The organism is Stenotrophomonas sp. YAU14A_MKIMI4_1 (genome assembly GCF_003086855.1).
Lineage (GTDB): Bacteria > Pseudomonadota > Gammaproteobacteria > Xanthomonadales > Xanthomonadaceae > Stenotrophomonas.
In genome coordinates this window covers 1,389,189-1,402,012 of record NZ_CP025998.1, presented here as the reverse complement: position 1 = coordinate 1,402,012, position 12,824 = coordinate 1,389,189, and the positions used below count along the sequence as shown (strand labels likewise).

The window sequence follows — 12,824 nt, the reverse complement described above, 5'->3', positions numbered from 1 at the left end:
GCGTGGATCTACTCTTGCGCGTCAGTAGATCCACGCCATGCGTGGATGGCATTCCGCACGGACAGTGGCTTCACAGGCGCTGCAGCCTTCTTCAGCTCGATCGGAACAGAGAACATACGCCTGACATCAAGCCCTTCGCTTTCGTAGATACTCTCAACGTCCTTTTCAGGCAACTCGACCACGATGACGCCGCGCTCGCCGTCGACCATTATCCCCTGGTACTCCGGGAACAGCGCCTGGATCTTTCCAGATTCCACTACGTTTCGAAGCTCAGCCAGCGAATGGGCCGCACCCACCACGAAGTGGTAGGTGACCCGCCCGTATCGCGTGTCAACAATCCTGGACGGCACTGGGTCGGCTCCGGTCAGCCTGACCGTCACGACCATCGGGTTCTCGGTGAACGTCTTGCCTGCAAACCTGTCCGGCATGACCTCCATGATCTTCTGGAGTTCTTCTCCGGCCGCCATTCGAAGGCGCAGGCGCCTGTCAGCTTCGTCCGCCGTCAGCCCTTCCTTCTCTGCAAGAATCTGGACGACAGGGTCGCTGGCGGGCGTTACGTTCTGGCAGAACGCGGGAGACATTGCCGAAGCGCCAACAAACAGGACGACTACGATCATGCGTCCGGGAGTGAGTTTCATGAGACCTCTATGGTCTGGCTCAGACTGGGGTCAGAGCCCTTTCCTGCGGAAAGGGATCTGACCCCAAGGGCTGCATGGCTGGGGTCGGATCCCTCTCGCAGAGAGGGCTCCGACCCCGAAGCAGTTATTGATCGGCCGCAACAAACCCACCGGTCTGCCGCGCCCATAGCCGCGCGTACAGGCCACCGGCGGCAATCAGCTCGCCATGCGTACCGGTTTCGACGATGCGGCCCTGGTCCATCACCACCAGCCGGTCCATGCGCGCGATGGTGGATAGGCGGTGCGCGATGGCGATCACCGTCTTGCCACCCATCAGTTCGTCCAGGCTGTCTTGGATGGCCGCTTCCACTTCCGAATCCAGTGCCGAGGTGGCTTCGTCCAGCACCAGGATCGGTGCGTCCTTCAGCAGCACGCGGGCGATGGCGATGCGCTGGCGCTGGCCACCGGACAGCTTCACCCCGCGCTCGCCGACATGCGCGTCATAGCCACGGCGCCCCTGCCCGTCCACCAGCGTGTCGATGAACGCCTCGGCACGGGCCTTGGCCACGGCGGCGCGCAGCTGCTCGTCGCTGGCATCGGGACGGCCGTACAACAGGTTGTCGCGGATCGAACGGTGCAGCAGCGAGGTGTCCTGGGTAACCACACCGATCTGCTGGCGCAGGCTTTCCTGGGTAACGTGGGCGATGTCCTGCCCGTCGATCAGGATGCGGCCGCTTTCCAGGTCGTACAGGCGCAGCAGGATGTTGACCAGGGTCGACTTGCCGGCGCCGGACGGACCGACCAGGCCGATCTTCTCGCCCGGCTTCACCACCAGGTCCAGGCCGGCGATCACCCCGCCCTTCTTGCCGTAATGGAAGTGGATGTCCTGGAAATGCACGCCACCATGGGCCACCTGCAGCGGCACCGCATCGTCACGGTCCTGCACGGTCAGCGGCTGGGCGATGGTGGTGATGCCATCCTGCACGGTGCCGATGTCTTCGAAGATGCCGTTGATGGTCCACATGATCCAGCCGGACATGTTGTGGATGCGGATGACCAGGCCGGTGGCCAGGGTGATCGCGCCCACGGTGATGTGCCCGCCGTTCCACAGCCACAGCGCCAGGCCGCAGGTGCCGGCAATCAGGAAGCCGTTGACGATGGCGATGGTCAGGTCCATGCCGGTGGTGATGCGCGTCTGTGCGCGATGCTTCACCGCCAGTTCCTGGATCGATTCGGCCACGTAGGCCTGCTCGCGGCCGCCGTGGGCGAACAGCTTCAGGGTGGGAATATTGGTATAGCCATCGACGATGCGGCCCATCGCCTTGGAACGCGCTTCCGAGGCGATCCACGCACGCTCCTTCGCGCGTGGCACGAAGTACGCCAGGATCACCGCATAGGCCAGCAGCCACAGGATCAGCGGCACCATCAGCCGCCAGTCCGCCTGCGCGAACAGATACAGCGCGGTGCCGGTGTAGACCACGATGTACCAGAGCGAATCGACCATCTGCACCGCCGATTCGCGCAGCGACGTACCGGTCTGCATCACCCGGTTGGCCACGCTGCCGGCGAAATCGTTCTGGAAGAAACTCAGGCTCTGCCGCACCACGTAGTTGTGCATCAGCCAGCGCGAGCGGTTGCTCAGGCCGGGCACGATGGCCTGGTTGACCAGCAGGTTGTGCAGGCCCACCAGGATCGGCCGGGCGATGACCGTGATGAACAGCATCCAGCCCAGTTCATTGGCGTGGCGCTGGAAGAAGCCGGCACCGGGCTGTTCGGCGACCATGTCGACGATGCGGCCCAGGTAATCGAACATCGCCACTTCCACCAGCGCCAGCAGCAGGCCGGCGATGAGGGTGGCCAGCAGCACCGGCCACACCGGGCGCAGGTAGTGCAGGTAGAACGGCAGCACCTTCTGCGGCGGCATGCGGCCATCGACCGGCGGGAACACCGGAATCAGAGATTCAAACCAACGAAAAATCACAGTCCCTCGCCATCAATCAGCGCGGGGATTATCCCATGCCGGGTGTTTATGCCGCGCGCTCGCCGGGCATGGCCCGGCGCTACCGTCACGGGCTGACCGGGGTGAACTGCAGGTCCTGGAAGTCGAAGCTGAAATCGGTCAGGTCCGAGATGGACTGCATGCGCACTTCGCGCACCTTGCCGTCCGGGTCCAGGCTGAAGTTCACGAACGCATCGGCGTTGAGCGAGCGGTCGTCCCAGCGCACGATGAAGGTGTCGTGCTGCCAGTGCTCCAGGCGGCCGGTCAGCTGCGCGGTCTTGGCAAAGCTCAGGCGCAGGCCCTTGCCCTCGGCCACGATGGCCATGTCGCCGTACCAGCGATCGCGGTACTGGCCGGCATAGCCACGCAGCGGCAGCGACGGCGTGCTGCCCTTGGCACGCTCGGCCTGGTGCTTGGCCCAGGCTTCGTCGGCCTTGTCCTGGCCCTTGGCCACGCCCTTGGCGTAGGCGTCGACCCAGTCATGCTTTTCGCCGCCCAGGTAAGCGTCGAGCACGCTCAGGGTGATCGCGTTGAAGGCCGCGCCCGATTCCTGGTTGGTCAGCACCACCACGCCCAGCTTCTGGCCCGGCACCAGGGTCAGCCGCGAAACCATGCCCGGCCAGCCGCCGGTGTGCCAGACCAGCTTCTGCCCGCGGTAGTCGCTCAGGTTCCAGCCTTCGCCATAGCCGGCGAAGTTGGCCCGTGCCGGCTCCAGTTCTGGCACGCTCGGCGTGGCGATGGCCTGCGGCGTGATCATCTGCCACATGTCTTTCTGCGTCTTGGCACTGAACAGCGGCGTGCCGTCGGCCAGCGCGCCCTCGGCCAGCTGCACCTGCATCCAGCGCGCCATGTCGTGGGCGCTGGAATAGATGCCACCGGCACCGGCGTTGTTCGACCAGGTGAGCGGCGCAACGGTGCGCAGGTCCTTGAAATCGTACTTGGCGTGGCCCACCGCCGCGTTGTCACCGGGCTGCAGGTGGTCGGCGTTGTAGCGGGTACCGGCCATGCCCACCTTGTCGAAGATGCGCGTCTGCAGGAACTGCTGGTAGCTCATGCCCGACACTTTCTCGATCACCTGCTGGGCGACCGCATAGAGGATGTTGTCGTAGGCATAGCGCTCGCGGAAACCGCCCTTCAGCGGCACCCGGCCCAGCCGCTGCACCACCTCGGCATTGCTGTAGGTAGTGGTGGGCCAGAACAGCAGGTCGCCGGCGCCCAGGCTCAGGCCGCTGCGGTGCGACAGCAGATCGCGCAGGGTCATCTGCCCGGTCACGAAGGGATCGGACATGCGGAACGATGGCAGGTGGTCGATCACCTTGTCGTCCATCTTCAGCTTGCCGTCCTCGGCCAGCAGGTTCAGCGAGGTAGCCGTGAACGCCTTGGTGTTGGAGGCGATGGCGAACAGCGTATCGGCCTGCACCGGTGCCGGCTTGCCCAGTTCGCGCACGCCCCAGCCGCGTTCCATCACGATCTGGCCATCCTTGACCACGGCCACGGCTACGCCGGGCACGTCGAACTGCGCGCGCACGCGCTCGACCGTTGCGTCCAGGTCCTGCAGTTGCGGCGGGGTGGCCGCACTCGCCATGGTGGTGCACGCCAGCAGCACGGCTCCTCCGATCCAGGTTTTCATCCAGCACCATCTCCGAACAGGGGTCGCGGCCATGTGCAGGCCGTCACCGGGGTTTCGCACGATGGTAACGGGCGGCGATCCACCCTGCCCTGTGCCATAGGAGGGGTGCCATGGTTGACGATCATGCAGTGGGCAGCGGCTCCACCATCATTCCCTGCCTGCGCTACCGCGATGCGCTGGCAGCAATCGACTGGCTGCAACGCGCCTTCGGGTTCCACGCGCAGGCGGTGTATGCCGAGGGCGAAACGGTCTTCCATGCCCAGCTGGTGTTCGGCCAGGGCATGATCATGCTGGGCTCGGCCAGCAACGGCGGCGAGTGGTCGAAACTGGCGGTGATGCCCGACGAGGTGGATGGGCGGCAGACCCAGAGCGCCTGCGTGATCGTGGCCGATGTGGATGCCCACTACGCCCGCGCCAAGGCCGCCGGTGCGCGCATCGTCATCGATATTGCCGACCAGGACTACGGCGGCCGCGGCTATGCCTGCGCCGATCCGGAGGGCTATCTGTGGTGGTTCGGCAGCTACGACCCGTGGCGCGCCGGGTCAGGCGACTAGGTTCGGGCACGCTCAGCGGCCGCGCCAGCGGTCCAGTGCCCACAATCCGGTCCAGCCCAACACGAACACGCCGGCCACGCGCAGCACGTTGCCGCTGAAGGCGGCCGCCCCGATGCGCTGCAGGTCCAGGAACGGGTACGGCACCTGCCCGGTCAACGCGCCGCACAGCAGCGCCCAGCCCAGGTAGGCCACCGGCACCAGCAGCACCGGGCCCAGCGCGCGCCAGCGCAGTGCACCGTGTGGCAGCAGCCAGACCCAGCCCAGCAGGTACAGCACGGGGGTTGCGTAGTGCAGCCCGGTATCGGCCCACCACTGCAGCCCCGTGGGGTGCCACAACCGCTGCAGCACCAGCCCGTAGACCAGCCCGGTCACGCCGATGCACAGCGCCAGGGTCGCCGCCAGCGGCGCTGGCAGGTGGCGGCCACGCGCGATCCACACACAGCCCAGGCAGACCGCCAGGTTGCTGAGCACGGTGAAGTAACTGAAAAAACGCAGGGTGGCCATGGCCACGCCCGCCGCCGCGCCGGGGCCGGTGAGCAGCAACGCGTACTGCAGCAGGAGCGCGGCCGCCGCCACCAGTGCAGTCAGCAGGGCCCAGCCTTTCAACAGGTTCCTATGTGCGGCCATGGCGGTACCCGCAAGTACGGTGCGGCGAGCATGCCACAGCCATCGCCGGCCGCCACACGCATGCCGCACAATACGCACATGACCACCCCCGATACCCGCAAAGCGCTCTGGCAGATCCACTTCTGTGTCCTGCTGTGGGGCGTCACCGCCATCCTCGGCAAGCTGATCACCCTGCCGGCGCTGCCGCTGGTGTGGTGGCGCATGTTGCTGGTGGTGGCCATGCTGGCGCTGCTGCCGCGGGTCTGGCGTGGCCTGCGTACCCTGCCGCTGCGGCTGGTGGCCGGTTATGCCGGCATCGGTGCGTTGGTGGCGCTGCACTGGCTCACGTTCTACGGCGCGGTGAAGCTGGCCAACGCCTCGGTGGCCGCCACCTGCATCGCGCTGGCACCGGTGTTCACCTCCATCATCGAGCCCTGGGTGGCCAAGCGGCCGTTCCAGCTGCGCGAACTGGCCTTCGGCCTGGCCGTGCTGCCGGGCGTGGCGCTGGTGGTGGGCGGCGTGCCCGATGGCATGCGTCTGGGGGTGCTGGTGGGCGCGCTTTCGGCGCTGCTGGTGGCCGTGTTCGGCTCACTCAACAAGCGCATGGTCAGCCATGCCGATCCGCTGACGGTGACCGCGCTGGAGCTGGGTGCCGGCACCCTCACCCTGACCCTGCTGGCGCCGCTGATGCCGTACCTGCTGCCGGCCCTGGCCAGCCCGCTGTGGGTGGTGCCGGACCTGCATGACGGGATCCTGCTGCTGGTGCTGGCCGGCGCCTGCACCCTGTTGCCGTTTGCCCTGGCCCTGGTGGCGCTGCGCCACCTGAGCGCCTATACGATGCAGCTGGTGACCAACCTGGAACCGGTGTACGCGGTGGTGCTGGCGGTGGTGCTGCTGAACGAACAGCACGAAGTGACCCCGTGGTTCTACCTGGGCGTGGCGATCATCGTCGGCGCCGTGTTCCTGCACCCGCTGCTGAACCGCCGCAAGCCGGTGCAGCACCCGGAAATCCTGGGCACCGCCGAGGCCCGCAACATCGCCGAATGAAGCGCCGACGGTAGAGTCGAGCTTGCTCGACTGCTTTTCGCGCGATGCCAGCCGTAGAGTCGAGCTTGCTCGACTGTTTTTCGCCGGACGCCAACAGCAGTCGAGCAAGCTCGACTCTACCTGGACACAGGTCAACAGCAGTCGAGCAAGCTCGACTCTACCTGGACACATGCCAACCGCAGTCGAGCAAGCTCGACTCTACCTGGACACAGGCCAACCGCAGTCGAGCAAGCTCGACTCTACGGGGCCAGCTCCACGCGGTTGCGGCCGCCGGCCTTGGCGCGGTACAGCGCGGCGTCGGCGCGGGCCAGGGTCTGGTCGGTGTTTTCGCCCGGCTGGTACTGGGCCACGCCGATGCTGATGGTGACCGGGAAGCCCAGCGGCAGGTCGGCCACCGCCATGCGGAGGAACTCGCACTGCAGTTCGGCCGTGCGCAGGTCGATGTCGGGCATCAGCGCCACGAACTCCTCGCCGCCATAGCGCGCCGCCATGCCGCGCCCGCCGAAATGCGAGCGCAGCAGCACCCCCAGTTCGGCCAGCACCCGATCGCCGGTGGCGTGGCCCTGGAAATCGTTGATCTGCTTGAAATGGTCGATGTCCACCAGAGCCACGCAGGTCTGCCGCAGCTGACCATCGGCGGTGGCCACCGCTTCGGCCAGAGCGACGGCCAGCGCGCGTCGGTTCGGCAATCCCGTCAGTGCGTCGGTGCGGCTCTGTTCGGTCAGGTCGGCGTTCTGCGCCAGCAGCACCTCGTGGTACTGGGCCAGCAGGCGCTCGTAATCATCGCGCTCCAGCATGTGGTTCTGGATATCCAGCGCGAAGCGGCGCAGTTCCATCACCAGCATCACCTGGCGTGACAGCGCGGCCAGCGCCTCGGCCTTGTCCGGGGCCAGCTGCTGCGGGCGCGCATCAAACACGCACAGCGTGCCCAGCGGCAGGCCATCGCTGCTGACCAGCGGCGCGCCGGCATAGAAACGCACGTGCGGATCGCCGGTCACCACCGGGTTGTCGTGGAAGCGGATGTCCTGCAGCGCATCCTCCACCACCATGATTTCCTGCGGCTGCAGGATGGCGTGCCCGCACATCGATTCGCTGCGCAGGTTTTCCGCGGCATCAATGCCCTGGATGGATTTGAACCACTGCCGCTCGACATCGATCAGGGTGACCGCGGCCATGCTGGTACCGCACACCGCCTTGGCGATCACCACCAGGTCATCGAAGGATTTTTCACGGTCCGAATCGAGAATGCGGTAGCGATACAACGCCTGCAGGCGCTCGGCTTCGTTGGCAGGCTTGTCGGGCTTGATCATGCAGCGTCATGTTCCGGCAGGTCGCCGCCGAGTCTAGTCGATGTTGGCGCCGGGTCATGCCCGGCGGCCATTCGCCCCAGCGGGGCTTACCAGTCCTGCTGCTGCGGCAGCAGCCCGTGCAGCTCCTGGTCGGTCAGGTTGCGCCATTGGCCCGGCTTCAGCGCGCCGATCTTGACGTTGTCGATGCGCACGCGGCGCAGCTGGGTCACGCGGAAGCCGAACTCCGCGGCCATCAGGCGGATCTGCCGGTTCAGGCCCTGCTGCAGGGTGATGCGGAAACCGAACTTGGCAATGCGCGAGGTGCGGCACGGCAGCGTCATCTGGTTGTGGATGCGCACGCCGCGCGCCATGCCACGCAGGAATTCGTCGGTGACCGGCTTGTTCACTGCCACCAGGTACTCCTTCTGGTGGCCGTTCTCGGCACGCAGGATCTGGTTGACGATGTCGCCATTGCTGGTCATCAGGATCAGGCCTTCGGACTCCTTGTCCAGGCGGCCGATCGGGAAGATGCGCTGCTCGTGGCCGACGAACTCGACGATGTTGCCCTTCACCGAGGTCTCGGTGGTGCAGGTCACCCCGACCGGCTTGTTCAGCACGATGTAGACGTGGCGGCGCGCGCCCGGCTTGCGCGCGGTGCGGGCGCGCAGCGGCTGGCCGTCCACCAGCACGGTGTCGTCCTCGCCGACCACCGCCCCGGTGCCGGCCGGGTGGCCGTTCACGGTCACGCGCCGTTCGGCGATCAGACGGTCGGCCTCGCGGCGGGAGCAGAAGCCGGTTTCGGCAATATGTTTGTTGAGTCGGGTGGTCATGCGCCCATTATCCGGCATTGCCACCCTCCCCGCCTCATGCAACGGCAACGGAATCTGCGGTTTCGCCGTCGAAGACCCGGTTGCGGCCGCCGCGCTTGGCCACGTACATGGCATGGTCGGCACGCCGCAGCAGGGCTGCCAGATCGTCCTGGCCCGGCCGCCACTGGGCAAGGCCGATGCTGGCGGTCACCTGCAGGCCGGGCACCTGCAGGCTCTGGCAGGCTTCGGTGATGCGCTGGCGCAACACGTCCAGGCGCCGCCGCGCATCCTCGCGCGACACCCCCGGCAGCACCACCAGGAACTCCTCGCCGCCCATCCGCGCAACCTCGTCCTGGCCGCGCACGCTGGCGCGCAGGGCGCGGGCCACCGCCACCAGCACCTGGTCGCCGACCTCATGCCCGTGGCGATCATTGATGTCCTTGAACAGGTCCACGTCGAGGAAACCGATGACCAGGCCACCGTCGTCGCGCGCACCGCGCTGCAGGTGTTCGCCCAGCTGCTGCAGGCCGGCGCGGCGGTTGGGCAGGCCGGTCAGCGAATCGGTCTCGGCCAGGTGGCGCATCTCGTCGCGCTGCTGGCGCAGGCGGCCCAGGCGCAGGTTCAGCGCGTAGGCGGCCATCATCAGCAGCCACGTCACCGCCAGCTGCAGCGCTTCCACGCGGTATTCCAGCAACCACCCCGCACTGACGGCGTCGGCGCCGATCAGCACCAGCATCGGGGTCAGCGCGGCCAGCCCGGCCTGCGACCACACATCGCCGCGCAGCCGCGCCCACAGGCCCACGGCCAGCGACAGCGCACAGCCCAGGATGAAGCTGACCTGCAGGCCCACCGCCACCACCTGCAGACCGTCGCGGCCGAGCCACGGCACCAGCGCGGCCACCGCCAGCAGGCCCCACAGCACGATCTGCTGCGGCAGGCGCGAGCGCGGCAACTGCCGGTCACCCCCGTTCAGGCGCCACAGCGCCGGCAGTGCCATGGCCTGGGTGGCCGCGGTCAGCGCGATCAACCACCAGGCGGCGCGCTCGCCCACTGGCAGCCAAGGTTCGGGGTAACCAGACAGGCCGCCCAGCACCGCCTGCCACAGCACCAGGATCAGCGTGGCGCCGATGTAGAACAGGAAGCTGCGGTCACGGGTGGTCAGGTAGCCCATCAGTGCCGACAGCGCCAGCGCGATGGCCACCGCGATGCAGGCCGCGCGTACCAGCAGGCGGGCGGTGTCGTTCTGCTGCACCGGGCTGGGCGCGCCCAGCCGCAGGGTCGGCACCCAGCGCGCCTTCAGCGGGGTCTGCCAGGAAACGAAGAAGGGTTCATGGCTGCCGGCGCGGGGCACGGCCACCATGCCAATGCCGGCGCGGAAGCGCGAATCGCGGGTGCGCGCATCGTCCATGTTGCCGCAGATCTCGCGCTCGCCATGCTGCAGGCGGACTTCGCCGGCGAACACGTTGAACACATCCAGCGCCTGCGGTTCGCCCGACCAGCCGCCCGGCGGGGCATCCACCCGCACTTCCTGGCGCGGCCCGGCCAGCATCTGCGGCGTACACGCGCGGTGCGGTGTGGGCACATCGGTAGCGGCGCCCACCAGCAGATAGTCGCGCCCGGCTTCGGCCGCGCGCGCGTGGCCCAGCCAGGGCAATGCCAGCCAGGCCAGCAGCACCACCAGCACTGCCCCTACTTCAAACCGCACGTGCCTGCCGACCACGCTGTGTCCCGCTGTTGCTTACGTCCGCGCCCAGTGCACGTCGCCCCTGCGGCCATTATCGCAGCCTGCGGCGGCGCCGGTGTGTAGACCAAAGGTGGGGCCGCGCAGCGCGCCGGATCAGTGGTCCGCTCCGGGCTGGCCCACCAGGCGCAGCGGTCGCTGGTCGGCCAGGGTCAGCCGTTCCAGCGGCTGCGGGCGCTCGATGGCGAACCCCTGCAGGCCCTGCACGCCCAGTGCCGCCAGCGCGTTGGCCACTTCCTCGGTCTCCACCCATTCGGCCACCACTTCCATCTGCAGTTCGCGGCCCAGTTCGCTGATCGCGCGCACCGTGGCATGGCTGACCGGGTCGCTGCCCATGTCGCGCACGAACGCTCCGTCGATCTTCAGGATGTCGGCCGGCAACTGCCGCAGGTAGCCGAACGAGGACAGTCCCGAGCCGAAGTCGTCCAGCGCCATGCGGCAGCCGCGCGCCTTCACCGCATCGATGAACGCCCGCGCCTGGGTCAGGTTGCTGATCGCCGCTGTTTCGGTGATCTCGAAGCACAGCTTGGCCGCCAGGGCGCGGTTGCGTTCCAGCAGGTCGCAGACGAAGGCCAGGAACCCCGGCTCGGCGATCGACTGCGCCGACACATTCACGTTGCACAGGCCGAGCTGGCGCACGTGCGCCGGGCAGACCTGCAGGTGGCGGAACAACAGGCCCAGCACATGCCGGTCCAGCGCCACGGCCATGCCGTAGCGTTCCACCGCCGGCATGAACTGGCCCGGCAGGTGCAGTGCGCCGGCCGCATCGCGCATGCGCACCAGCACCTCGTAATGCAGGTAGCCCGGATCGCCCACCTTGGCGATGCGCTGGGCGTAGAGCAGCATGCGGTTCTCGGCCATGGCCCGGCTGACCCGCTGCAGGCGCTCGGCCTCCTGCCGCCGCTCTTCCAGCGCCAGGCGGTCTTCGTTGAAACAGTGGATGCGGTTGCGCCCGGCCTGCTTGGCCGCATAGCAGGCGCTGTCGGCCGCGCTCATCAGCCAGTTCACGTCCTGCGCGTCGGCGGTCACTTCCACCACGCCGATGCTGCAGCTCAACTGCGGGCTGCCTTCGCTGATCGGGAAGGTGGCCTGGCCCAGGTTGCGCAGCAGCCGCTGCAGCACGCGCTTGGCCTCGTCCTGGCTGGCACGGGCCAGGAACACCGCGAACTCATCGGCGCCCAGCCGGCCGACCCAGTCGCCATCGCGCACCGCGCCGATCAGGTACTCGGCGAAGCCGCGCAGCATCTGGTCGCCGGCGGCGTGACCGAAGCTGTCGTTGACCAGTTTGAAGTGGTCCAGGTTGATGTAGCACAGCGAATGCACTCCCCCTTCGGAGCGCACCTGCAGCAGGGCGTTCTCCAGCAACCGCTCGATCTCGCGGCGGTTGATCAGGCCGGTCAGCGGATCATGGCTGGCGTGGTGCTCGATCTCGCGGGCCAGGGCATGGTGCTGGCTGACATCTTCGATGATCGCAAACACCGACAGGCCGCGGCCGGGGGTACGCACGCCGGTGCCACTCCAGCGGCCCCACACCAGGCTGCCGTCACGCCGGCGGAAGCGCAGCTCGCCCGGCCGCAACTGCCGCTCCCAGTCGATCTGGCCGTGCTCGTCCAGCACCAGCTCGCCTTCCATCAACAGCTCGGCAAAGGTGGTCTGCAGCAGCTGGTCGCGGCGGTAGTCCAGGATATCGGCGATGGCCTGGTTGGCCTCGATGACCCGGCCCTGCGCGTCCAGCTTCAGCATGCCCACGTTGGCCTGGTAGAACGCGGCGCGGAAGCGGCTTTCATGTTCGCCCATGTCCTTGCCCACGCGTCGGGCCAGGGCAATGGCCATCAGGGTGATGCCCAGCACCGACACGCCGCCGACCACCAGGGTGGCGATGCGTACCGCCCGTGACATGTCCAGCAGGGCCTGGGAAAACGCCTTCGCCTGCGCCTGCAGGGTCTGGTCGATGTCGCGCAGGCGCTGCAGGTAGGAATCGCGCGCCTGCACCGACAAGGGGCCTTCATGGTGGCGCTGGCGCAGTTCGCTGATCAGCGCCTGCATGGCCAGCACGCCCGGGTCGGTCTGCCGCCACAGCGTGGTGGCATCACGGAACGCGCCGAAATCGCGGGCATGGCGGAACGAGAACACCAACCGCGCCACATCGCCCTTGGCGTTGCCGCCGCGCAGGAAGCCGGCGCGGGCGGTCGCCTCGTCCGGCTCGGGCTGTTCCAGCGCCAGGCGCGCGTGCAGGTCACCCAGCGGCAGCTGCAGCGCGCGCTCGGCATCATTCAGATCGATCAACTGGCCGCGCACCAGATATCGGCTCAGCGCCGAGGTGGCCTCCTGCTGGCCGCGCGACCAGTGCCCCTGGCCGGCAATCCAGGCGGTGGACGCCGCCTGCAGCTCCTGGATGACAGCCGACAGCCCGACCAGGCCGATCGCCATCCCGGTCAGCAATGCAAACCGCAGCCCCAACCCCCGGGTCATCGGCACCCGTCGGTCCTGCTGCTCGCTACCCCTCCTACCCATCCTGGATCCCCCCGGACG

Annotated in this window: 10 protein-coding genes; 2 read left to right on the top strand and 8 right to left on the bottom strand. The window is 67.7% G+C overall.

Translation table 11 applies throughout. The annotated features are described in order from the left end of the window. Nucleotides 1-8: 8 nt before the first annotated feature. The 3 genes from C1931_RS06425 to C1931_RS06415 all read right to left on the bottom strand — a co-directional run bounded on the left by C1931_RS06425 (nt 9) and on the right by C1931_RS06415 (nt 4,246). Complete coding sequence (locus C1931_RS06425; protein ID WP_159093565.1) at nt 9-638, bottom strand: hypothetical protein; 630 nt, start codon at nt 636-638, stop codon at nt 9-11. Nucleotides 639-762: 124 nt separating this feature from the next. Next, nucleotides 763-2,595, bottom strand: a complete 1,833-nt coding sequence (smrA, locus tag C1931_RS06420; RefSeq protein ID WP_108757677.1) for a multidrug efflux ABC transporter SmrA — start codon at nt 2,593-2,595, stop codon at nt 763-765. An 88-nt stretch (nt 2,596-2,683) separates the two neighbouring features. After that, a complete protein-coding gene (locus C1931_RS06415) occupies nt 2,684-4,246 on the bottom strand; it encodes a serine hydrolase (protein WP_108755760.1) in 1,563 nt (520 codons plus the stop codon). 110 nt (nt 4,247-4,356) lie between these two features. On the opposite strand from C1931_RS06415, the gene C1931_RS06410 reads away from it, so the two are divergent. Then, the gene (locus C1931_RS06410) at nt 4,357-4,800 is read left to right on the top strand and encodes a VOC family protein (RefSeq protein WP_108755759.1); all 444 of its coding nucleotides are present in this window, start codon (nt 4,357-4,359) and stop codon (nt 4,798-4,800) included. 12 nt (nt 4,801-4,812) lie between these two features. Here C1931_RS06410 and C1931_RS06405 read toward each other — a convergent pair whose 3' ends face one another. Beyond that, on the bottom strand, nt 4,813-5,427 hold the full coding sequence (locus C1931_RS06405; RefSeq protein WP_108755758.1) for a Pr6Pr family membrane protein: 615 nt from the start codon (nt 5,425-5,427) through the stop codon (nt 4,813-4,815). A gap of 78 nt (nt 5,428-5,505) precedes the next feature. On the opposite strand from C1931_RS06405, the gene C1931_RS06400 reads away from it, so the two are divergent. After that, a complete protein-coding gene (locus tag C1931_RS06400; RefSeq protein WP_108757676.1) occupies nt 5,506-6,453 on the top strand; it encodes a DMT family transporter in 948 nt (315 codons plus the stop codon). 239 nt (nt 6,454-6,692) lie between these two features. On the opposite strand, the gene C1931_RS06395 is transcribed toward C1931_RS06400, so the two are convergent. From C1931_RS06395 to C1931_RS06380, 4 genes are all read right to left on the bottom strand, one after another. Next, nucleotides 6,693-7,763: a sensor domain-containing diguanylate cyclase gene (locus C1931_RS06395; protein ID WP_108755757.1), complete on the bottom strand. Its 1,071-nt coding sequence runs from the start codon at nt 7,761-7,763 to the stop codon at nt 6,693-6,695. Between the two features lie 86 nt (nt 7,764-7,849). Beyond that, nucleotides 7,850-8,572, bottom strand: coding sequence for a pseudouridine synthase (locus tag C1931_RS06390; RefSeq protein WP_108749033.1), 723 nt, complete (start codon nt 8,570-8,572; stop codon nt 7,850-7,852). Between the two features lie 34 nt (nt 8,573-8,606). After that, nucleotides 8,607-10,271, bottom strand: coding sequence for a diguanylate cyclase (locus C1931_RS06385; RefSeq protein WP_108755756.1), 1,665 nt, complete (start codon nt 10,269-10,271; stop codon nt 8,607-8,609). Nucleotides 10,272-10,388: 117 nt separating this feature from the next. Beyond that, entirely contained in the window at nt 10,389-12,806 is a 2,418-nt protein-coding gene (locus C1931_RS06380) for an EAL domain-containing protein (RefSeq protein ID WP_108755755.1), read from the bottom strand. Between the last annotated feature and the right edge of the window lie 18 nt (nt 12,807-12,824).

What these genes read in the sequence shown, in the direction of transcription:
- C1931_RS06425 (WP_159093565.1), bottom strand. Translation starts at nt 638, where the DNA reads ATGAAACTCACTCCCGGACGCATGATCGTAGTCGTCCTGTTTGTTGGC.
- C1931_RS06415 (WP_108755760.1), bottom strand. Translation starts at nt 4,246, where the DNA reads ATGAAAACCTGGATCGGAGGAGCCGTGCTGCTGGCGTGCACCACCATG.
- C1931_RS06410 (WP_108755759.1), top strand. Translation starts at nt 4,357, where the DNA reads ATGGTTGACGATCATGCAGTGGGCAGCGGCTCCACCATCATTCCCTGC.
- C1931_RS06405 (WP_108755758.1), bottom strand. Translation starts at nt 5,427, where the DNA reads ATGGCCGCACATAGGAACCTGTTGAAAGGCTGGGCCCTGCTGACTGCA.
- C1931_RS06400 (WP_108757676.1), top strand. Translation starts at nt 5,506, where the DNA reads ATGACCACCCCCGATACCCGCAAAGCGCTCTGGCAGATCCACTTCTGT.
- C1931_RS06395 (WP_108755757.1), bottom strand. Translation starts at nt 7,763, where the DNA reads ATGATCAAGCCCGACAAGCCTGCCAACGAAGCCGAGCGCCTGCAGGCG.
- C1931_RS06390 (WP_108749033.1), bottom strand. Translation starts at nt 8,572, where the DNA reads ATGACCACCCGACTCAACAAACATATTGCCGAAACCGGCTTCTGCTCC.
- C1931_RS06380 (WP_108755755.1), bottom strand. Translation starts at nt 12,806, where the DNA reads ATGGGTAGGAGGGGTAGCGAGCAGCAGGACCGACGGGTGCCGATGACC.